Below are 19,771 nucleotides of genomic sequence, written 5' to 3'. Positions count from 1 at the left end.
GATGAAGGACGCCGTCCTCAACTACGGCAAGATCCAGGCCCTCCACGGCATCACCGTGGAGGTCAACGAGGGTGAGGTCGTCTCGCTGATCGGCGCCAACGGTGCCGGCAAGACGTCGACCATGCGTGCCCTGTCGGGCGTGCGCGGCCTCGCGGCCGGGTCGGTCGTGTTCAACGGCGAGGACGTCACCAAGCTGCGTGCCGACCAGCGCCTGCGCAAGGGCCTCGTGCTGTGCCCCGAGGGCCGGGGGATCTTCCCCGGCATGACGGTCACCGAGAACCTCAACATGGGCGCCTACACCCGCAAGGACAAGGCCGCCATCGACGAGGACTACGACCGCGTCTTCGGCCTCTTCCCGCGGCTCCTGGAGCGCAAGAAGCAGGTCGCGGGCACGATGTCCGGTGGTGAGCAGCAGATGCTCGCCATCGGTCGTGCGCTGATGTCGCGGCCCAAGCTGCTCATGCTCGACGAGCCCTCGATGGGTCTCGCGCCGATGCTGATCCAGCAGATTTTCGACATCATCACGGAGATCTCGCAGCAGGGCACGACGATCCTCGTCGTCGAGCAGAACGCCAAGCAGGCGCTCTCGCGCAGCGACCGCGCCTACGTCCTCGAGACCGGCAACATCGTCAAGACCGGCACGGGTGCCGAGCTCCTCGACGATCCCTCGGTGCGCGAGGCCTACCTCGGCGTAGCCTGACCGGCAGGGCGGGCGATAGGGTCGCCCGACGTGGTGCCGCGAAGGGTCGGCAGGGGGCCACTGTGGGTGCTCGAGGAAAGTGGTGGGTCGATGAGTCGGACGCCGGTGACCGTACGCGCAGCAGGTGCCTCCGACGCCGCGGCGCTGCACGAGCTGTGGGGTGACATCCTCCGCAAGGGCAGCCTCGACGAGCAGCTGGCCGACGTGACCCGGGTGGTCACGTCGGCCGCTGCGCGCGACGACCAGTGCGTCGTCGTGGCGGAGGTCGACGGCGAGGTCGCCGGGGCGGTCTACCTCGAGGCCAGCACGTTCACGCCGCTCAACCTCGAGCCCGCCGTCCTGGCGGTCTCGCCCCACGTCCTCCAGCGCTTCCGCCGCAAGGGCGTGGGCAGCGCGTTGATGGAGGCGGCGTGCCGCTTCGCCGAGCAGCACGGCATCTCGCACATCCAGACCGCCGCGGCCGCCGAGGCGCGCGACGCCAACCGCTTCATGGCGCGGCTGTCGTTCGCCCCGCAGGCGATGCTGCGCGCGGCCACGACCACGGCCGTACGCGCTCGCCTCCCGCAGGCGCGGCAGGGCACCCCGGGTGCCACGAGCCGCCAGCGCATCGACCGGGTCCTGGCGGCCCGGCGGATCCGTCGGGAGCGGGTCCCGGGCTGAGCCCGCGGGCCCCGAGCAGAGGGCCCCGAGCAGGAGGGCCCTCAGCCCTGCGGCACCGGCACCAGCGCGCAGGTGATCCGGGAGGTGCACACGCGCTTGCCGCGCTCGTCGGTGATGACGATCTCGTAGGACGTCGACGTACGCCCGAGGTGGACGGCCGTCGCGGTGCCCGTGACGGTGCCGGACGTCGCCGAACGGTGGTGCGTGGCGTTGATGTCGACGCCGACGGCGATCCGATCGGGGCAGGCGTGGATCGCCGACCCGATCGAGCCGAGCGTCTCGGCCAGCACGACCGACGCCCCGCCGTGGAGCAGGCCGAATGGCTGCGTGTTGCCCTCGACCGGCATCGTGGCGACCACGCGCTCGGCGGAGATCTCCACGAGCTCGACGCCCATCTTCTCGTTGAGCCGGCCCATGCCCTCGGGCATGTGGTCGACGAACTCCGCGATGCTCAGGTCGGACAGGCTCTCGGGTGTGCTCATGCGCCTCATTCTGCTGTCGGTGGCGGCGGCTAGAGTCGGCGGGTGCCTGAGACGAGCCAGCCCCCTGCCGAGCACCGCCCGCGCCTCCTCCTGCTCGACGGCCACTCCCTGGCCTACCGGGCGTTCTTCGCCCTCCCGGTGGAGAACTTCGCGACCGCGACGGGCCAGCACACCAACGCCGTCTACGGCTTCACCTCGATGCTGGTCAACGTGCTCCGCGACGAGCAGCCGACCCACGTCGCGGTGGCGTTCGACAAGTCGCGCCAGACCTTCCGGCTCGAGCAGTACAGCGACTACAAGGCCAAGCGCAACAAGACCCCCGACGAGTTCGGCAGCCAGCTGCCGCTGATCCGACGGGTGCTCGACTCGCTGCGCATCCAGCACCTGTCGATGGACGGCTACGAGGCCGACGACATCATCGCGACCCTCGCCACCCAGGCGCTCGCCGAGGGCATGGAGGTCCTCATCATGACGGGCGACCGCGACTCCATCCAGCTCGTCACCGACGACTCGACCGTGCTCTACACGATGCGCGGGGTGAGCGAGCTCGCGCGGCTGACGCCTGCGGCCGTGCAGGAGAAGTACGGCGTCCCGCCGCACCGCTACCCCGAGCTCGCCGCGATCGTGGGGGAGACCTCCGACAACCTCCCCGGCGTCCCCGGCGTCGGCCAGGGCTACGCCGCCAAGTGGATCAACCAGTTCGACGGCCTCGACAACGTCATCGCCCGGGCCGACGAGATCACGGGCAAGAAGGGCGAGGCCCTGCGCGAGCACCTCGGTGACGTGATCCGCAACCGCCAGCTCAACGCGCTGGTGCGCGACCTCACCCTCCCGCTCCGTCCCGACCAGCTGGTGCGGCAGCAGTGGGACCGTGCCGAGGGCCTCGAGCTGCTCGACGAGCTCGAGTTCCGCGGCGAGCTGCGGGGTCGCCTCCTCGAGACGATCGACCCCGACCCGGGCGACGACCTGACCGCGGAGTCCGGCTTCGAGCTCGACGGCACCCGGCTCGAGCCCGGGCAGGCCGCGGCCTGGCTCGAGGAGCACGCCCCCGCCGGCGAGCGCGTCGGCGTGTCCGTCCAGGGCAGCTGGCGTGCCGGCACGGGTGAGGTGGTCTCGCTGGCGGTCGCGACGCGCGCCGGCCAGGCGGCCTGGATCGACGTGGCCGACATCGGCCCGGAGGACGACGCCGCGGTCGCGACGTGGCTCGCCGCCGACGACCGCCCCAAGGCGGTCCACGACGCCAACGGCCCCAGCCTCGCGCTGGCGGCCCGCGGCTGGACCCTCGGCGGGCTCGAGGTCGACACCGCCCTCGCCGCCTACCTCGTCCAGCCCGACCAGCGTTCCTACGACCTCGCCGACCTGACGCTGCGCTACCTCAAGCGCGAGCTGCGCCAGGACTCGGTCGACTCCGACCAGCTCAGCTTCGACGCGATCGACGACACGACCGCCAGCGACACCGCGATGCTCACGGCCAAGGCCGTGCTCGACCTCGCCGACGCGCTCGACGACGCCGTGGAGGAGCACGGCGGCACGCGCCTGCTGCGCGAGGTCGAGCTGCCGCTGATCGGCACCCTGGTGCGGATGGAGCAGGTCGGCATCGCCGTCGACACTGACTACCTCGAGGGGCTCGAGTCGGAGTTCGGCGAGCAGGTCCGCGCCGCGGCCAACGACGCCTACGACGTCATCGGCAAGGAGATCAACCTCGGCTCGCCCAAGCAGCTCCAGGTCGTGCTCTTCGACGAGCTCGACATGCCCAAGACCAAGCGCACCAAGACCGGCTACACGACCGACGCCGACGCGCTCCAGGCGCTGTTCGAGAAGACCGAGCACCCCTTCCTCCAGCACCTGCTGCGCCACCGCGACGTGATCAGGCTGCGCCAGACCGTCGAGGGCCTGCTCAAGACCGTCGCCTCCGACGGGCGCATCCACACCACCTACAACCAGATCATCGCGGCGACCGGCCGCCTCTCCAGCACCGACCCCAACCTGCAGAACATCCCGATCCGCACCGAGGCGGGTCGTCGGATCCGCGAGGGGTTCGTGGTCGGCGAGGGCGGCGAGTCGCTGATGACCGCCGACTACAGCCAGGTCGAGATGCGGATCATGGCCCACTTCTCCGAGGACGACCTCCTGATCGAGGCGTTCCGCTCGGGGCAGGACTTCCACTCGATCACGGCGGCCCGGGTGTTCGGGGTCGACGCGGCCGACGTGAGCGTCGAGCAGCGCGCCAAGATCAAGGCGATGAACTACGGCCTCGCCTACGGCCTGTCCGCGTTCGGCCTGTCCCAGCAGCTCAAGATCGACACGTCCGAGGCCCGCGGGCTCATGGACGAGTACTTCGAGACCTTCGGCGGGGTGCGCGACTACCTCGGCGGGATCGTGGACGAGGCGCGACGCTCGGGCTTCACCGAGACCATCCTGGGTCGCCGTCGCTACCTCCCCGACCTGACGAGCGACAACCGCCAGCGGCGCGAGATGGCCGAGCGGATGGCGCTCAACGCGCCGATCCAGGGCTCGGCCGCCGACCTGGTCAAGGTCGCCATGCTCGGGGTCGAGCGCGCGCTGGCCGAGCAGGGGCTCCGCTCACAGATGCTGCTGCAGGTCCACGACGAGCTCGTCTTCGAGGTCGCGCCGGGGGAGGGCGAGGCGCTCGCCGAGCTGGTCCGCGCCGAGATGGGCGGGGCCGCCGACCTGGCGGTGCCGCTGGACGTGTCCATCGGGTCCGGTCGCAGCTGGCACGACGCCGCTCACTGAGCGGCGGAGCGCTGGCGCAGCTTGACCACGCTGATCGCGAGCAGGACCACCAGCAGCACCAGCTCGACCGTCAGCACGACGGACAGCAGGCCGGTGACGGTGGACACCGTGGTCGAGGCGACTCCGACGACCACGAGCAGGCCGACCCAGACCAGCGCCATCGACAACGCGCCCTGGCGCGCGAGGACCGAGTAGACGAGCAGCTGCAGGATCGCCATGCAGGTCCCCAGCAGCGCGAACACCCACAGCAGCCCGGTCACCTCGTCGTACTCCCGCCCGCCGGCGAAGACCAGCACGACGTCCGGCAGCAGCGCGGTGCCCAGCACACAGGCACCCCCGAGCCCTCCGACGATGGCCATGCTGCCGACGAGGGCACGGGCCGGGTTGAGGCTCGTCGACATCGACGGGAACGCGATGACGACGACGAACTGCGGCAGGAACATCACCGCCCGCGAGACGATGAGGCCGGCGGCGTAGAGCCCCGAGTCGTGGGAGTCGAGGATCGAGCGGCCCACCAGCATGTCGATGTTGGTGAGGGCGAAGTAGGCGAACAGCGCCTGTGAGTTGACCACCGACTCCTTGATGATGGGCCAGAAGCCGTGCCGTTCGTGGCTCGCGCCCGACTCGCGCGGGTGGCGCAGCACCGTGAGCCCGTAGAGGAACGGGACGTAGTAGCCCAGGGTGACGCCCAGGAACGCCATCACCTCCGTGGGCTGCCAGAGGATCAGCGCCAGCCCGATGAGCAACCGGGGCACCCCGGCGAGGACGTACATGACGGCGAGCTCGCGCCAGCGCCGCTCGCCCTGGAGGATGCCCATCTGCGCGCCGGTCATGGTCATCGGCACCACGGCGAGGGCGGCCAGGCCCGCGGTGGTGAGGCTGTCCAGGTCGAGGAGCCGGTCGACGAGCGGGGCGGCGAGGAGCAGCACGCCTCCCAGCAGGAGTGCGGCGCGCAGCGAGACCCGCAGGATCTCGCGCTCGATCTGTCCGACGTGTGCCGGGTCGGCGCTGATCCGGCGCGCCGCGGTCGCCTGCAGCCCGAGCATGACGACGCTGACGATCAGCACGAGGTTCATCAGCGCGAAGAAGGCACCGTAGGGCACCGGTCCGATGACCCGCGCGGTCGTGATGGTGAAGCCGTAGGTCGCGACGTTCATCAGCATCATCGCGACGGCGATCTGCCCGCTGCCGGTGAGGAGCGACGCCCCCCGGCCCGGTGCGCGCGCGGCGTCGGGTGACCGGTCGCGCGCGCGGATGGGCATGCGCGACACCCTAAGGTGTCGTGTCGTGGGAGAACGGGTCGGCGACGAGGGCGCGCAGGCCCGTCCCCGGCTCGGCCACCGGCTGTGGCCGGTGGCCTGGTCCGCACTCCTCGCCGTGCTCCTGCTCGGCGGCGCCCTGGGGCCGGGCTACGTGCTCACCTACGACATGGTCTGGGTCCCGGACCTCGCGATGCGCGGAGACTTCCTCGGCCTGGGCTCGAGCCTGCCGCGCGCGGTCCCCTCGGACCTGGTCGTCGCCCTCGCGGACGAGGTCGTCCCCGGTGGCCTGCTCCAGAAGCTGCTCCTGCTCGGCACGCTGGTCCTCGCCGGGACCGGCGCGTGGCGGCTCGTGCCCGGCCCGTCGCTCGTCGCGTCGTTCGCGGCCTCGACGCTGTACCTCTGGAACCCGTTCGTGGTCGAGCGCCTCGGCATCGGTCACTGGCCGCTCCTGATGACGTACGCGGCGCTCCCGTGGATCCACCTCAGCGCTCGCCGGCTGCCGGGTGATCGCCGGGCGCTGGCCCCGCTGGTGCTGTGGCTGGCGTTCGCCAGCCTCAGCCCGGTCGGTGGACTGGTCGCGGGCCTGCTCGCGGTGACGAGCGTCGTCTGCGCGGGTCGACCGGCCTCGCGAGCGACAGCGTGGACGGCTCTGGCGGTCGTGGGCCTGAACGCACCGTGGGTCGCCGCCGGGCTGCTCCACGGGTCCGCGGCGGTCAGCGACCCCGCAGCCGTCGCGCTGTTCGCCGCCCACGGGGAGGGGGTGCTGCCGCCGTGGGCGGCGGCCCTCGGCCTCGGCGGCATCTGGAACGCCGACGTCGTGCCCACGTCCCGCACGACGGGGGTCGCGCTCGCGTCGCTCGCGCTGGTCCTGGTGACGTGCGCACTCGGTCTGCGGTCGTGGCTGTCCCTCGGCCGCCGCTCCGACCGCCTGGCGCTGGGTGTCGTGGCGGGCATCGGGTTCGTCGTCGCGGTGGCGGGTGTCGTGGCGGGCGGTCTCGTGGGCTGGCTCGTCGCGCACGTGCCCGGGGCCGGCCTCGTCCGCGACGGGACGCGGTTCCTCGCCCTCCTCGCCCCGGTGCAGGCGGTGCTCTTCGGGCTCGGCGTGGCGCGCCTCGTACGGGCCGTCCCGGTGCGCGCGCTCGCCCTCGCGGCCGGGACCGCCCTGGCGGTGAGCCCACTGGCCCTCATGCCCGACGCCGCTCCCGCTCTCTCCGGGCGGCTGGACGCGGTCGACTTCCCCGAGGAGTACGCCGCAGCGCGCCGCGCCCTGGTCGCCAGCCGCGAGGACGGTCACGGCGGCGACCTGCTGACGCTTCCGTTCACGTCCTACCGCCGGCCCTCGTGGAACGACGACCGGCGCACGCTCGACCCGCTGGGCAGGTACTTCCCGGTCGACTACCTCTCCAGCGACACCCTCGTCGTCTCGGGACGGGAGATCGCGGGGGAGGACCCGCGCGCCGCCCGTGTCGGTCGCGAGCTCGACACGCTGGACGGGCCTGCCCTCGAGGACGCCCTGGCGGCCGAGGGCGTGGGGTGGGTCGTGCTCGACGAGGAGGCCGCGGACGCATTGGTCGCGCAGGGGGTGGACGGCTCGGCGTACGGCATCGGCGTCGACCTCGGCGACGCGCGTCGGATCCACGCGGGTCAGCGGCTGACGCTCTGGGAGGTCGGTCCTCCGGACGGCGGTGCGGTCGTCACCGGTCGGCTGTCGGGACCGCAGCGGGCCGCCCTCGCGCTCGCCTGGCTGCTCGCTGCCGGCACTCTCGGGGCGGCGCTCGTCGACCGCCTGCGGGTCGGGTGGAACACGAGTCGACAAATGCGCCGCCGGGCCTGAACTGGTGCTACGGTGCTCTCGGTCTAGCGAACGGGAGCATCACGTGCAGGGAATGATCGGTGGCATCGCGGCGATCTTCGTCGGTGTCGTACTCGCTGTCCTCACCACGGTGGGTGTCGTGAGCACTGTCAGCAGCGCCCCTGCGCAGCCCGACCAGTCCGTCATGGACTACGGCACCAACCAGGGCACCGCGGAGTAGCTCCCACCCGTCGGCTCGCCGACGTCACGACCAGGCCGGGCATCGCCCGGCCTTCGTCGTCTCAGGAGCCCTCGGGGTCGACGACGGACGTGTGCCGCCCGGCGATCGCATCGGCGAGCACGTGGGCGAACGACTCCTGCGAGTGCGCCCACGAGAAGGTGTGCGACAACTCCCTGGCCCCCTTGCCCAGGCGCCGGCGCTCGGCGTCGTCGCCGACGAGGCGCCGCGCGGTCGCGATCAGGTCCTCGCGCGAGTCGACCAGCAGGCCGGAGGTGCCGTCGGCGATCGACTCGCGGGTGCCTCCTGCCGACGCGTAGGCGACGGTGGGCACGCCGTGGCTGCCCGCCTCGCCGATGACGATGCCCCAGCCCTCCTTGAGGGAGGGGAGCAGCATCAGCCAGGACGCGGCGAGGATCGTGTGCTTCTCGTGCTCGCTGACGTGACCGGTGAAGGTCACGGCCTCGCCGAGACCCCGTGCCTCGACGTGGTCGCGCAGCTCCTGCTCCCACCAGCCGTTGCCGACCACCACCAGGCGTGCCTCGGGGTGGTCCTCGCGGACGGCGGCGATGGCGTCGATGGCGTGCTCGACCTGCTTGTGGGGGACCAGCCGCCCGAGCACGCACAGCACGGGCGTCGGGCTTCGCCGTACGTCGAGGGCGGGCGCGGGGGCCGTGCCGTTGTGGACGACCGCGATCCGCTCGCGCTCCACCCCGAGCGCGATGAGCTCGGCGCGGGTGGCGCGGGAGACGGCGACGTACTGCGAACGACGGTAGATGCGGGGCGCCGCGACCCGCTCGATCCACCAGCCGACCCGGCCGAGCAGGCCGGGGAACACCACGGGCCACTGCTCACGGTGCACGTGGTGCACGAGGACGACCACGGGAGCGCGGGTGGCGAACCGGGTGAAGAAGGGGAGGCCGTTCTGCACGTCGACCACGAGGTCCACCGTGCCGAAGCGACGCAGCAGCAGGTGGAGGGCACCCAGGACGTAGATCGCGAGGTGGTCGCCCCGGCGGACGTAGCGCACGCCGTCGACGACCTCGTCCGCGGGGGCGTGGTCGTGCGCGGCGCAGAAGATCGTGGCCCGCGCGCCGTGCTCGACGAGCCCGCGTGCCATCGCCTCGACGTAGCGCTCCGACCCCCCACCCTCGGGGTTCTGGGTGTCGCGCCAGTTGAAGAACACGACGTGTCGCCCGGCGAGGGACGCGGGGTCAGCTCCCTGCATGGGCGGCATGTTACCCGCCGGTTCAGTTCGCGTCCTGCATACTCCAGCCCCATGGCCAGCCTCGAAGCGCTCCGGGTGTTCCACCAGCGCCGGATCGCCGTACCCGTCGACGACGACGCCCTCGTGCTGGACGTCGGGAGCGGGGACAAGCCGTCCTGGCGCGCGGACGTGCTGCTCGACCGCTACACCGGTGCCGAGCACGCCGCCCAGCGCTCGGGGCACGCCTCCGCCCGGGTGAGCCGGCCGCTGTTCGACGCGGACGCCGCCGACATGCCGTTCCGCGACGGCGCGTTCGACTACGCCATCTGCAGCAACCTGCTCGAGCACGTGCGCGACCCCGCCGCCGTGGCAGCCGAGCTCACCCGGGTGGCCCGGGCGGGCTACATCGAGGTGCCCGAGGCGGCGAGCGCGAAGATCGTGGACTTCCCCAGCCACGTCTGGTGGTGTCGCATGGAGGACGGCGACGACGACGGCGGCGCGACCCTCGTGATGACCGCCAAGGACGCCCCGTGGTTCGACGCCGAGATCCACCGCTACATCGAGCGCGCTGGGGTGCGCGACGCGCTGGACGCCGTGCTCAACAGCCGCTTCGAGCACCGCGTCGTGCAGTACCACTGGACCGGGGAGGTGCGGCTGCGGACCGAGGGGGTGCTCGACGCGGACTTCTTCGAGCAGGCGATGCGTGCGCCCGGCCACCAGCGCGGGTGGGAGGCCACCGCCGTGCAGGCGGTCACGGCCGGCCTCACCTGGCGCACCCGCCACCGTCGGAGGGACCGGCGCATCCTGCTCGGGGACGTCGTCAAGGCGGAGCTCGTGACCGACCCCGCCGAGGTGCTGGAGCGGAGGATCTACCGCCTCGGGCAGACCGGTGGTCAGAACGGGTCGTAGGGGCCCTCGTGGCCGAACACCCGCGCGGCCACTGCGCGCAGCCGCAGCCTGAGGAGCACCTTGACCGCCACGTTGCGCAGCCACCAGGGCACCTCGCGCACGATGCGGGCACGGTCGCGGGCCGAAGGTCGGCCCACCCGGAAGAGCGCCAGCGAGCCCGCGCGGCGCTCGTAGCTGATGTTGCGGGAGGGGAGCACGTGGGCGAGCACCCCCAGGGTGACCCCGACCGAGGAGTAGCAGTCGTGCACGAGGATCGGCGCGCCCTCCGGCAGGTGCGCCGCCCACTTGAGGTCGTCGCTGAGCGTCCAGTAGTCGTGCTTGCCGTCGATGTAGAGGTAGTCGATCGGCCGGTCCCAGGCGGGCCGCGCGCGGGTGCTGTAGTCGGCGACGAGCTCGATCGTGCCCGCCAGCCCCGCCGTCTCGACGTTGCGCTCGAACTTCGACCGGGTCGAGGCGCCGCCGAAGAGGCGTCCCTCGACGAACGGGTCGATGGCGACGACGCGACCGCCCCGGGCGTGCGCGGCCGTGGCCAGCACGATCGTGGACTTGCCCTGGTGGCTGCCGATCTCGAGGAGCACCGGCGCGTCCGGGAGGTCCTGCGCGCTGTCGAAGAGCAGCCGCGCCTGGTCCTCGGTCAGCCAGCCCGGGATCGTCGACGCGAGGTCCCAGGCTGACTCGAACCCTGTGGTGGAGCGCTCGCTCATGCGGACTTCCTTGACGCCGGACGGCCAGGGAGGCCGAGAGTACCGCCGCAGAATATAGACTGCGGCGCTCTTGACCGTGACGACCTGGGAGGCAGGCGCGATGTCCGACAGCGCCGCCACTGCGGTCGACGTGCGCACGGCGCGCACGGGCCGGGCCTGGCTGGTGCACGCCGTGGTCCACGCCGCGGTCGTGCTGCTGAACCTCCTCCAGCAGCCGGGGCGGACCACCTTCGACACCAAGCTCGACCTGCAGCTGAACCCGGTGGACCTGCTGGCCCGCAGCACCGACCTCTGGAACGCCGACTGGGCACTGGGTGGGCTCCAGAACCAGGCCTCGGGCTACCTCTTCCCGATGGGCCCGGTGTTCGTGCTCGGCGAGGCGCTCGCGGTGCCGCCGTGGGTGTGGGAGCGCCTCTGGTCCGCCGCGGTGATGCTCCTCGCGTACGAGGGTGCGCGCCGGCTCGCGTCGCACTGGCCCGGCGTCGGCCCCGCGGGAACCGTGCTGGCGGGCCTCACCTACATGTTGTCGCCCCGCGTGCTGACGACGGTCGGGGGGTTGAGCGGCGAGACGCTGCCCGCGGCCGTGCTCCCGTGGACCGTCCTGCCGCTGGTGCTCTACCTGCGGGGGAGGCGGCGTGCCTGGGTGGCCTTCGTCCTCTCGGCAGCGTCCGTCCCGCTCATGGGCGGGCAGAACGCGACGCTCGTCGTGGCGTGCATGGTGCTGCCGTCGCTGCTGCTCGTCCTCGCGTCCGGGCGGACCGCGCTCCGGCGTGCCACCGACCTCGTCGCCTGGGGCGCCCTCGTCGGCGTGGCGTGCCTGTGGTGGGTCGTGCCGTTGCTGCTGCTCGGCTCGTACGCGCCACCGTTCCTCGACTTCATCGAGTCCGCCGACAACACCGCGGGGGCCACCGGGTGGCTGTCCTCGCTGCGCGGCACGAGCCACTGGGTGGCGTTCTTCCCCGGCGGCGGTCCGATCGGCTGGGAGGGCGGGTACGAGCTGGCCTCCTCACGATGGCTGCTGGTGCCGACCGTCCTGGTGGCCGCGGCCGGCCTGGCCGGCCTGCTGCAGCGCGACCTCTGGCAGCGACGGGTCCTCGCGTGCGCCGTCGTCGTGGGTCTGGCCGTGCTGACTGCTGGCAGCGGGGGATGGGCAGGTTCGGTCTTCGCCGACGCGTGGCTGCACGCCCTCGACACGGCGCTCGCCCCCCTGCGCAACATCCACAAGTTCGACCCCGTGGTGCGCCTGCCCCTCAGCCTCGGCGTCGGCGCGTTCGTGACCACCGCCGTCCCGCAGGTGTGGCGACGCCGGGCGCACGGCCAGCGGGCGGCCTCCGGCACGCTGCCCGCGCGGGGGATCGCGCTCGGGCTCACGACCCTGACGGTGCTCGCGGCGGCTGCGCCCGCCGCGTCGGGGTCCCTGCGCACGACGGGCGGCTTCGAGGACGTCCCCTCGAGCTGGCGCGACGCGGTCGCCTTCCTCGACCGTCAGCCCGGCACGGTGCGCGCCATCGTGCTGCCGGGCACCGGGTTCGCCGTCCAGACCTGGGGACGGACGATCGACGAACCGATCCAGGTCCTCGGCCCGCCGCCGTGGATGGCGCGCGCGCAGGTCACGGTCGCCCCGGCGGGGACGCTGCGCCAGCTCGACGCCATCGAGCAGGCGGTCTCGGACCCGCGCCGGCGCCAGGAGCTCGGTGCCGCCCTCGACGCCGTCGGCGCGACGCACCTCGTCCTGCGCAACGACCTCGACCCGTCCGACACCGACGCACCCGACCCCGCGCTCGTCCGAGCCAGCCTGGCCACCGTCCCCGGGGCCCGGGTGGTGTCGGCCTTCGGCAGGACCACGGACGGGCGCCGCGCGGTCGAGGTCTTCGAGCTGCGGCACGACGACGAGCCGCGCGTGGAGGTGCAGGACTGGGAGGGCCGGTCCCTGGTGGACGGCGCTCCCGAGTCCGTGCCGGACCTGCGTCGATCCGGCCTGGTCGGCGACGACGAGGCCGTCGTCCTGGCGACGGGGGACGAACAGCCCGACGTCGTCACGGACTCGCTGCGGCGCGTCGAGAAGAGCTTCGGCCGGATCCACGACTCGCGCTCGGGGGTGATGACCGCAACGGAGCCCTACCGTGTCGCGCGCCTCCAGCACGACCACGCGGACGCCGCGATGCCGACCGGGCGGACCACGGCTGCCTACGACGGCGCGGCGGAGATCCGCGCGTCGAGCTCCGGGGGGTACGCCGACATCCTCGGCGCGGTGCGACCCGAGGAGCACCCGTGGTCGGCGTTCGACCACTCCATCTACACGGCCTGGACCAGCGCCCGCCTCGCTCGGCCGGAGGGACAGTGGATCGAGGCGTCGTTCGACGCCCCCACGCGGATCGGCGAGGTGTCGTTGACCTTCGACACCTTCAGCGGAGCAGCGGTGACGTCGGTCCGGATCACCACCGACACGCGGTCGGTCGTGGCCGAGGTGGAGTCGGACGGGACCGTCCCGGCGGTGGACGTCGACGACGACGCCGCCACCACGCTGCGCGTCACGGTGCTGGGGGTGGGCCCGCGAACCGGGCAGGTGCGGCTCTCCGACGTGCGCATCGCCGGGCACGACATCACCCGCTCGCTCGTCCTCCCGGGCCGGGTCGCGGCCGACACCTCCGTGCTGCTCTCCAGCGAGGCGCCCCGCCGCGCGTGCGTGGTCGGGACCGACGACGAGGTGGTCGGCTGCCGGCTGGCGTGGCAGGTCGAGACCTCCGAGACGCCGGGGTTCGACCGCACCGTCACCGTCACCGAGGACGGGGAGTGGCGACTGAGCGGGCGCGCCTTCGCCACCCACGGCCCCGCCGTGGACCGGCTCTTCGCCCCGCTGTCGGACGACCTCGTCACCGTCGCCGCGACGTCGACCTACGGCGGTGACCCCGCGGTGACCGCGGCAGCTGCGCTCGACGGCCGCCGCGGGACCGGGTGGACGTCGGCTCCCGGGGACCCGGGTGCCGCGCTCCAGCTCGTATGGGGTCCGCGCCGGAAGATCACGAGCGTGCGGGCCATCGGGTCTCCGGACCTGCCCGGGGACCTCCCCGACTACGTCGTGGTCGACGGCGGTCCCGGGACCGGCGACCCGCAGCTGGTGGCGACGTCGGGCCCCCAGACAGGCGTGATGCGGGCCGTGCGCACCGACCAGCTGAGGGTGACGGCCTACGGCGCCGCCGGGCTCGACGGCGTCGGTGTCGCCGAGCTGGACGTCGCCGGCATCGAGGACCTCACGCACACGCCCGACCTCGACGCACCCTCCGGAACCGCGTGCGGGTTCGGACCGACCGTCGAGGTGGGGGACCGCGTCGTCCAGACCCGCCTCGCCGGGACGCTGCGCGACGTCCGGTCGGGGGCCGACCTCCAGGTCGTGCCCTGCGGGCGGAGGTCGGTCGAGCTCCCGGCGGGCACCCACCGCGTACGGGTCACCAACCCGGACGGCTTCGCGACGACGAGCCTCGCGCTGACGCCGTCGTCGCGCGCCGACGCAGGGACCCGCGTACGCCCGCCCGTCCGTGCCTGGTCGGCGACGCACCGCGAGGTCGACGTGGCCGTGACGAACGACTCGGTCCTGTCCCTGGCCGAGAGCTTCAACTCGGGGTGGACGGCACGGGTCGGGGAGGAGGAGCTGACTCCGGTCGTGCTCGACGGCTGGCGCCAGGGCTACGTCGTGCCGGCCGGGACCGACGGTGTCGTCGAGCTGGACTACGCACCGCAGGGACCGTTCGAAGTGTCCCTCGTCGCAGGGCTGGGAGCGGCAGCGGCCCTCCTCCTGCTGGCCCTCGTGCTCCTCGTGCGCGGTGTCGGCACGACGTCGCCCGCGCGCCGTCCGCCCGCCGCACCTCCACGGCCCACGGGGGCTGTCGCGGTCCGGTGGCGCCACGCGGCCCGGGGAGTCGGAGCCGTCGCGCTCGCGGCGATCTCCGTGCCCCTCGCGGCGGGCGCCCTGGTCGGCTGGCTGACGCGTCACGCCTCGGACCTGCAGGTCTGGGCTGCCGGCACCGCCGCCCTCGCGTTCTCCGCGGTCGTCGCCCTGTCGGCCTCCGCCGTGGTCGTCCCACCGGTAGGCTCCGACGTCGTCGTGGCGCTGGTCGTGGGAGTCGTGTGCGGTCGGGTCCTCGCCCGACCCTGAGCCGAGGACCGGGCCTTCGCCCGGGCGAGTGGGAGGAGCAGCGTTGCGGGTCACCGGTGTCCGCACCCTCGTCGTGTCGGCCCTCGTCGCGGCCGTCGCCGTGCGCGTGACGGCGACGCAGCCGACGACGGGCGCCTACGCCCGCGTGTCCGCGGACCCGGGCCGTGCGCTGCGCGAGGCCGCCGACGGGTGGACCGTCGCCGGCACGCTCGGTGACGCGACCGCGCAGGGCCTGCGTGACATCCCCCTCGCGGCCTTCTCCTGGCTGACCGACGTGCTGGGCCTGACCCCGGGGGTCGGGCGCACCGCGTGGTGCGTGGCGGTGCTGGTGCTGGCCGTCGTCGGAGCCGTACGCCTGGGACGTGCCTCGGGCGGGGCCTCACGTGCCCGCACGAGCCCGCACCCTGACCCGGAGCTGCACCCGACCTGGACCCCGTGGGTGGGGGCGGCGATCTGGGCCTGCGGCCCGGTCCTGGTGGCCACCCTCGTGCACGCACCCGGGGACGGCCTGGCCGTCGCGGTCGTGCCCTGGGTGCTCACGCCCCTCCTCGGGACCCGCGTCGAGCGGCGTGCGGCGGTGCGGTCCGCGGCGTGGCTCGGGCTGGCGGGCGCCGGCAGCCCGCACTGGGCGCTCGCCGCGCTGGCCGCGGGTCTCGTGGCGGCAGCAGCCGGGTCCCGGCGTCCCGGCGGGGTGCGCCTCCTGCTGACGTGGTCGGCCGCCGCGGCCGCCTCGTCCGCGTGGTGGATCGCCGCCTACGTCTGGGAGGCGTCGTACGCCACCGACCTGGGCGGCCTCCTGACCCGCGACCCGGACCTCGGCGTGGTCGGGGCAGCGCTCGGCCTCCCCGGAGCGACGTGGGTGGCGGCCGCAATCCTCCTCGCACCGCTCGCCGTCGCCGTGTCCGCCCTCGTCCTGCGCGTCGACGGCGACCGCGCGGTCGTGGCCGGGCTGCTGGCCCTCGCCGTCGCGCTCGCCGTCACGCCGGGAGCGTGGCCCTCCCTGCTCCCCGTGCCCGCCTCGGCCGCGACCGCGACCGACGGCGTGCCCGCACCGTGGCTGGTGGTGGTCGCGCTGGTCAACCTGGCCGCGCTCCTCGCCTGGACACCGGCGGTGGACCACGTCGCCACGCGGCTCCCGCAGTGGACCCGGCCGGGCGTCCGGTCGGCACAGACGGTCGCGGCCGTGGCGGCGCTGGCCGCGGTCGCCGTCGCCTCCGCGGCCGGCCCCGTCCTGGCGGCCCGGTCGCAGCCGAGCGTGACCGGCCCCGACCAGCGGACGTGGGCGGGGGTGGCCGACTGGTCGGCCTCCGCGCCGCCCGGCCGGGTGCTCGTGCTGCCCGCCGTGGCAGACGGCCGACTCGACGACGCGGTGTCGGCGGCGCTGCGGGACCGGCCGTGGATCGCCCGCGACACGCTGCCGCCGTCGGCACCGGGTGCGACCGCCGCGCTCGACGGGGCCCTCGGCCGTCTGGGCCGGGGACACGACGGTGCCGGGACCGCCGCCTCGCTCCGGCACCTGGGCGTCTCCTACGTCCTGCTGCGCAACGACGTCGGCGCCGCGAACGATCGCGAGCAGCCGGTCGCCCTCGCCCGGCTCGCACTGTCACGGACCGGCGCGACGAGGGTGGCGGTCCTCGGGCCCGGGACGGAGGCGGCCGCCGCTGCGATCGAGGACCTCGGGGTGCGTGACCGCCAGGGCACCGTCGAGGTCTGGGCCCTCGACGAGGCCGCCGACGGGGCCGTCCTCGACGACCCGGCGCTCACGGTGGCGGGCAACGCGGACGTCGTGGGCGACCTGGCCGATGCCGGCCTCGCGGCCCGCTCCGCCCTCGTCCTCGCTGGCGCCGAGGACGGCACGACCGACGTGCTCTCGGACAGCGCCCGACGACGTGACGTCGACCAGCGGGTCGCCTGGGACGGCCAGGGGCCGGTGCTCCCACGCGACGCCACGCCGACGGTGGTCCCTCCCGGCGCGGCTCCCGAGCCCACGTCGAGCAGCCTCCTCCTCGGCGCCCGGTCGGTGCGCGCGTCGTCGTCCCGCGCCGACCTCGACGGCCTGCAGCGCCGGTCGGGGGCCGTGCCGACGGCTGCCGTCGACGGCAACGCCTACACCGCGTGGCAGTCGCGTCGCGGGTCGCTGGTCGGGGAGTGGTGGGAGGTCACCTTCGACGCTCCCACCGACCTGAGCGGGGCGACGCTGCAGGTGGTCCGCAGCATGTTCTCGACGTCGCAGGTGACGCGGGTGCGGCTGGAGTCGGACACCGGGGGATCCGAGGTCGACGTCCCGGCGGACGGTGCGGTGAGCCTGGCGGCCCTCGACCGCACGGAGCGGCTGCGCGTGGTGGCCACCGAGGCGAGCGGGGCGCCCGACGCGACCCGCACCTTCTCCATCTCGGAGCTCACCGTGCCGGACCTGGCGGTCGAGGAGGCACTGGCCGTCGACGGGGACGGTTCGGGGACCTGGGTGCTGGCCAGCAGGCCACCGAGCCTCGCCACCTGCGCGCCGTCGTACCCGGTCGGTGGCGCGGACGACCCCGCTGCGAGCGAGACGGTGTGCAACGGCGGGCTCACGGTCGACGGACCGGACGTCGGACCGCTGGCGCGGGTGATCGAGGTGCCGTCCGCCGTCGAGGTGGCAGGCCGCGTCTGGGCGCGGGCCGCGGACAGCGAGAGCTCGACCGGGCTCGCCGCCGAGCTGGCCCGGCCCTCGGTCGTCGCGACGGGGTCGAGCGTGGCCTCCACCGACCTGGTCGCCGGCCCCCAGGCGGCCGCCGACGCCGACCCCGGCACCGCGTGGCGCCCTGCCGCGGACGACCCGGCCCCGACGCTGGAGTTGTCGTGGGAACGACCCGCGACGGTGACGGGCGTCCGCGTGGTGACGGCGCAGCGGCGGCTCTCCTCCCGGCCCACCCACGTCGTCGTCGAGGTGGGCGGTCGCGGCACGTCGTTCACGGGCGAGATCGACCAGACCGGGTCGGTCACGTTCCCACCGGTGCGGACCCGGCGCCTCTCGGTGACGTTCGCCGAGGTCGAGCCGCAGCTGTCGGTCGACTCCGCCACCGGCGGCGAGGTCCCGGTGCCGTTGGCCGTGTCGGAGGTCGAGGTCGTCGGCGGACCACCGACCACGTGGGACGCCGACCGGGTCGTGCGGCTGCCGTGCGGCTCCGGGCCCGAGGTGAGCGTGGGCGAGCGGACCTACGAGACTGCCGTCGAGGTCTCGGCGCGCGAGGTCGTGGAGGCCTCGGTCGTGGCGGCCACGCTGTGCGAGCGTCCACGCCTCGGCGCGGGGGAGGTGCGCGTGGGCGTGGAGGCGTCCTTCTCCTGGATCCCGCTCGGGCTGGTGCTCTCCGAGCCGGGTGGCCCGCTCGGCACGGTGGACGGCTCGGTGCAGGACGACGTCGCGCCCGGCCTCCCGGCCGGCGTGATCGACCCCCGACCCCGCACGAGCACGCTCGCGACCGGGACCGACGGTCGCGCCACGCTCGTCCTGTCCGTGCCGGCGGGCCGCGGGTGGACGGCGACGGCCGGCGGGCAGCGGCTCGAGGACCTCACGGTCGACGGGTGGGCGCAGGCCTGGGAGGTGCCGGCCGGAGCGGGCGACGTGACCGTGCGCTACGCCTCGGGCGAGCGCCTGCGCTGGGTGTCGGCCGTCGCGGCGCTCGGCTGGTCGGCCGTGCTGCTGCTCGCGGCCGTGGGCGGGTCGAGGACACGTCGGCCCCGCGACGGGGACGTGCTCGGGTAGCGCCGCCGCGCCCAGGCCATCGTCGGGCGCTCCACCCAGGCGTAGGTCGCGGCGCCGAGGGGCACCGACACGGCGAGCACCATCGCCAGGCGCCACAGCAGCCCGCCGAGGCCGTCGGTGAAGGTGAGGTCGCGCTCCAGCACGACGACCACCGGCAGGTGCCAGAGGTAGATGCCGTACGACCAGCGACCGATCGCGTTCGACCACGGCGCGCTGAGGACGCGGTTGACGGGCCCGGAGGGTGGTCCGAAGACGGCGACGAGGAGCAGCAGGACCGCCACGACCGCGGCGCACGACACCCGGAGCTGTTGCTCGCCGTAGGCGATGTCGGCGAAACCGTCCGGGCCGGCCACCGAGGACGTCCCGACCAGTGCGACCGCCACCGCGAGCACGAGCAGGGCCCATCGGTCCTCGCAGACCCGCCGCAGGGCGGTCAACCGGACGAGACGGGCGCGCTCACCCTCGAGGAGGAGCGTGACCATCGCGCCCGCGGCGAAGCAGAACAGGAACGCGGGCAACCACAAGGTGTAGGTCAGGTAGTCCTCGAGCCCCTCCGTCTCGACCCAGCGTCGGTAACCGAAGGAGATGGGCACGGACAGGCACAGCAGCGCGGCCGTCACCCGCAGCCCGGTGCGCGGGTCCATCCGGCGCGCGGCGAGCGCGGCGACCCCGCCCATGATCGGCAGCGCCACGTACCAGGAGAGCTCCGTCGCGAGGCTCCAGGTCTGGAAGAGCGAGTTCCGCACGCTGTCCTGGGTCGTGTAGATCCACGTCAGGGAGGCGGCCTGGAACCACTCGCGGGCGCCCTCGGGCCGGTCGTCGGCGTAGACGACTGACACGACGAGGAGGACCACGAGGTAGGCGGGGAAGATCCTGAGCAGCCTGCGTCGAGCGAAGTCGAGGACGTCCGGGCGCGACCCGGTGCGCATGCCCCACCGGGCCCAGGGGCGGTAGAGGAGGAAGCCCGACAGCACGAAGAGGCTGACGGGCCCGTACTCCGGCACCCCGAGCCACGAGAACTCGGTGAGGACGGACGTGTGGATGAGCACCACCATGAGCGCCGCGAACCCGCGCAGCCCCGTGAGGCTGGCGATCTGGGCGGCGCGCCGGGCCGGGTCCTCGTCGCCGGGAGCGTCCTCCCACGTCACGGTCGTGCTGGCTGCCACGG

General features: G+C 73.9%; 12 protein-coding genes and 1 pseudogene. 8 read left to right on the top strand and 5 right to left on the bottom strand.

The genetic code is table 11. The annotated features are described in order from the left end of the window. Window position 1: 1 nt before the first annotated feature. Both F4692_RS19410 and F4692_RS19405 read left to right on the top strand, forming a co-directional pair. Entirely contained in the window at window positions 2–700 is a 699-nt protein-coding gene (locus tag F4692_RS19410) for an ABC transporter ATP-binding protein (RefSeq protein WP_257030087.1), read from the top strand. Between the two features lie 90 nt (window positions 701–790). After that, window positions 791–1,360: a GNAT family N-acetyltransferase gene (locus F4692_RS19405; RefSeq protein ID WP_179621389.1), complete on the top strand. Its 570-nt coding sequence runs from the start codon at window positions 791–793 to the stop codon at window positions 1,358–1,360. Window positions 1,361–1,401: 41 nt separating this feature from the next. Here F4692_RS19405 and F4692_RS19400 read toward each other — a convergent pair whose 3' ends face one another. Further along, window positions 1,402–1,842, bottom strand: a complete 441-nt coding sequence (locus F4692_RS19400; RefSeq protein ID WP_179621388.1) for a PaaI family thioesterase — start codon at window positions 1,840–1,842, stop codon at window positions 1,402–1,404. 42 nt (window positions 1,843–1,884) lie between these two features. Between F4692_RS19400 and polA the strand changes: the two genes are divergently transcribed. Continuing rightward, a complete protein-coding gene (gene polA / locus F4692_RS19395) occupies window positions 1,885–4,596 on the top strand; it encodes a DNA polymerase I (protein ID WP_179621387.1) in 2,712 nt (903 codons plus the stop codon). Here the strand turns inward: polA and F4692_RS19390 are convergent. After that, a complete protein-coding gene (locus F4692_RS19390) occupies window positions 4,590–5,858 on the bottom strand; it encodes an MATE family efflux transporter (protein WP_179621386.1) in 1,269 nt (422 codons plus the stop codon). The two genes, polA and F4692_RS19390, sit on opposite strands and share 7 nt — an antisense overlap. A gap of 25 nt (window positions 5,859–5,883) precedes the next feature. Between F4692_RS19390 and F4692_RS19385 the strand changes: the two genes are divergently transcribed. Continuing rightward, window positions 5,884–7,692, top strand: a complete 1,809-nt coding sequence (locus F4692_RS19385; RefSeq protein ID WP_179621385.1) for an MmpA family trehalose lipid delivery protein — start codon at window positions 5,884–5,886, stop codon at window positions 7,690–7,692. A 43-nt stretch (window positions 7,693–7,735) separates the two neighbouring features. Continuing rightward, the gene (locus F4692_RS19380; RefSeq protein WP_179621384.1) at window positions 7,736–7,891 is read left to right on the top strand and encodes a hypothetical protein; all 156 of its coding nucleotides are present in this window, start codon (window positions 7,736–7,738) and stop codon (window positions 7,889–7,891) included. Between the two features lie 61 nt (window positions 7,892–7,952). Here the strand turns inward: F4692_RS19380 and F4692_RS19375 are convergent, their stop codons facing one another. Further along, window positions 7,953–9,116: a glycosyltransferase family 4 protein gene (locus tag F4692_RS19375; protein WP_179621383.1), complete on the bottom strand. Its 1,164-nt coding sequence runs from the start codon at window positions 9,114–9,116 to the stop codon at window positions 7,953–7,955. Window positions 9,117–9,167: 51 nt separating this feature from the next. On the opposite strand from F4692_RS19375, the gene F4692_RS19370 reads away from it, so the two are divergent. Continuing rightward, complete coding sequence (locus tag F4692_RS19370) at window positions 9,168–10,004, top strand: class I SAM-dependent methyltransferase (RefSeq protein ID WP_179621382.1); 837 nt, start codon at window positions 9,168–9,170, stop codon at window positions 10,002–10,004. Here the strand turns inward: F4692_RS19370 and F4692_RS19365 are convergent. After that, window positions 9,989–10,708 carry a class I SAM-dependent methyltransferase gene (locus tag F4692_RS19365; RefSeq protein ID WP_179621381.1) on the bottom strand — a complete coding sequence of 240 codons (720 nt, stop codon included), beginning with the start codon at window positions 10,706–10,708 and terminating at the stop codon, window positions 9,989–9,991. The genes F4692_RS19370 and F4692_RS19365 overlap by 16 nt on opposite strands. 76 nt (window positions 10,709–10,784) lie before the next feature. Here F4692_RS19365 and F4692_RS19360 point away from each other — a divergent pair, with 76 nt between their 5' ends. After that, window positions 10,785–14,861, top strand: a complete 4,077-nt coding sequence (locus tag F4692_RS19360; RefSeq protein ID WP_308645392.1) for an alpha-(1->3)-arabinofuranosyltransferase domain-containing protein — start codon at window positions 10,785–10,787, stop codon at window positions 14,859–14,861. 28 nt (window positions 14,862–14,889) lie between these two features. Next, window positions 14,890–17,964, top strand: a pseudogene (locus tag F4692_RS21975) (alpha-(1->3)-arabinofuranosyltransferase domain-containing protein); the annotation flags it as partial. Window positions 17,965–18,473: 509 nt separating this feature from the next. On the opposite strand, the gene F4692_RS21450 reads toward F4692_RS21975, so the two are convergent. Continuing rightward, window positions 18,474–19,769 (bottom strand): acyltransferase family protein, encoded by a 1,296-nt coding sequence (locus tag F4692_RS21450; RefSeq protein WP_308645386.1) that lies wholly within the window; start codon window positions 19,767–19,769, stop codon window positions 18,474–18,476. Window positions 19,770–19,771 lie beyond the last annotated feature (2 nt).

This window comes from Nocardioides cavernae, from assembly GCF_013410035.1.
Lineage (GTDB): Bacteria > Actinomycetota > Actinomycetes > Propionibacteriales > Nocardioidaceae > Nocardioides > Nocardioides cavernae_A.
Note: the sequence above shows the minus strand (reverse complement) of the source record. Positions and strands in the feature narration are given on the sequence as shown.

Excerpts from the sequence above, each read along its gene's own strand:
- F4692_RS19390 (WP_179621386.1), bottom strand. The coding sequence starts at position 5,858 with ATGCCCATCCGCGCGCGCGACCGGTCACCCGACGCCGCGCGCGCACCG.
- F4692_RS19375 (WP_179621383.1), bottom strand. The coding sequence starts at position 9,116 with ATGCAGGGAGCTGACCCCGCGTCCCTCGCCGGGCGACACGTCGTGTTC.
- F4692_RS19365 (WP_179621381.1), bottom strand. The coding sequence starts at position 10,708 with ATGAGCGAGCGCTCCACCACAGGGTTCGAGTCAGCCTGGGACCTCGCG.
- F4692_RS19410 (WP_257030087.1), top strand. The coding sequence starts at position 2 with ATGAAGGACGCCGTCCTCAACTACGGCAAGATCCAGGCCCTCCACGGC.
- F4692_RS19370 (WP_179621382.1), top strand. The coding sequence starts at position 9,168 with ATGGCCAGCCTCGAAGCGCTCCGGGTGTTCCACCAGCGCCGGATCGCC.
- F4692_RS19400 (WP_179621388.1), bottom strand. The coding sequence starts at position 1,842 with ATGAGCACACCCGAGAGCCTGTCCGACCTGAGCATCGCGGAGTTCGTC.
- F4692_RS19405 (WP_179621389.1), top strand. The coding sequence starts at position 791 with ATGAGTCGGACGCCGGTGACCGTACGCGCAGCAGGTGCCTCCGACGCC.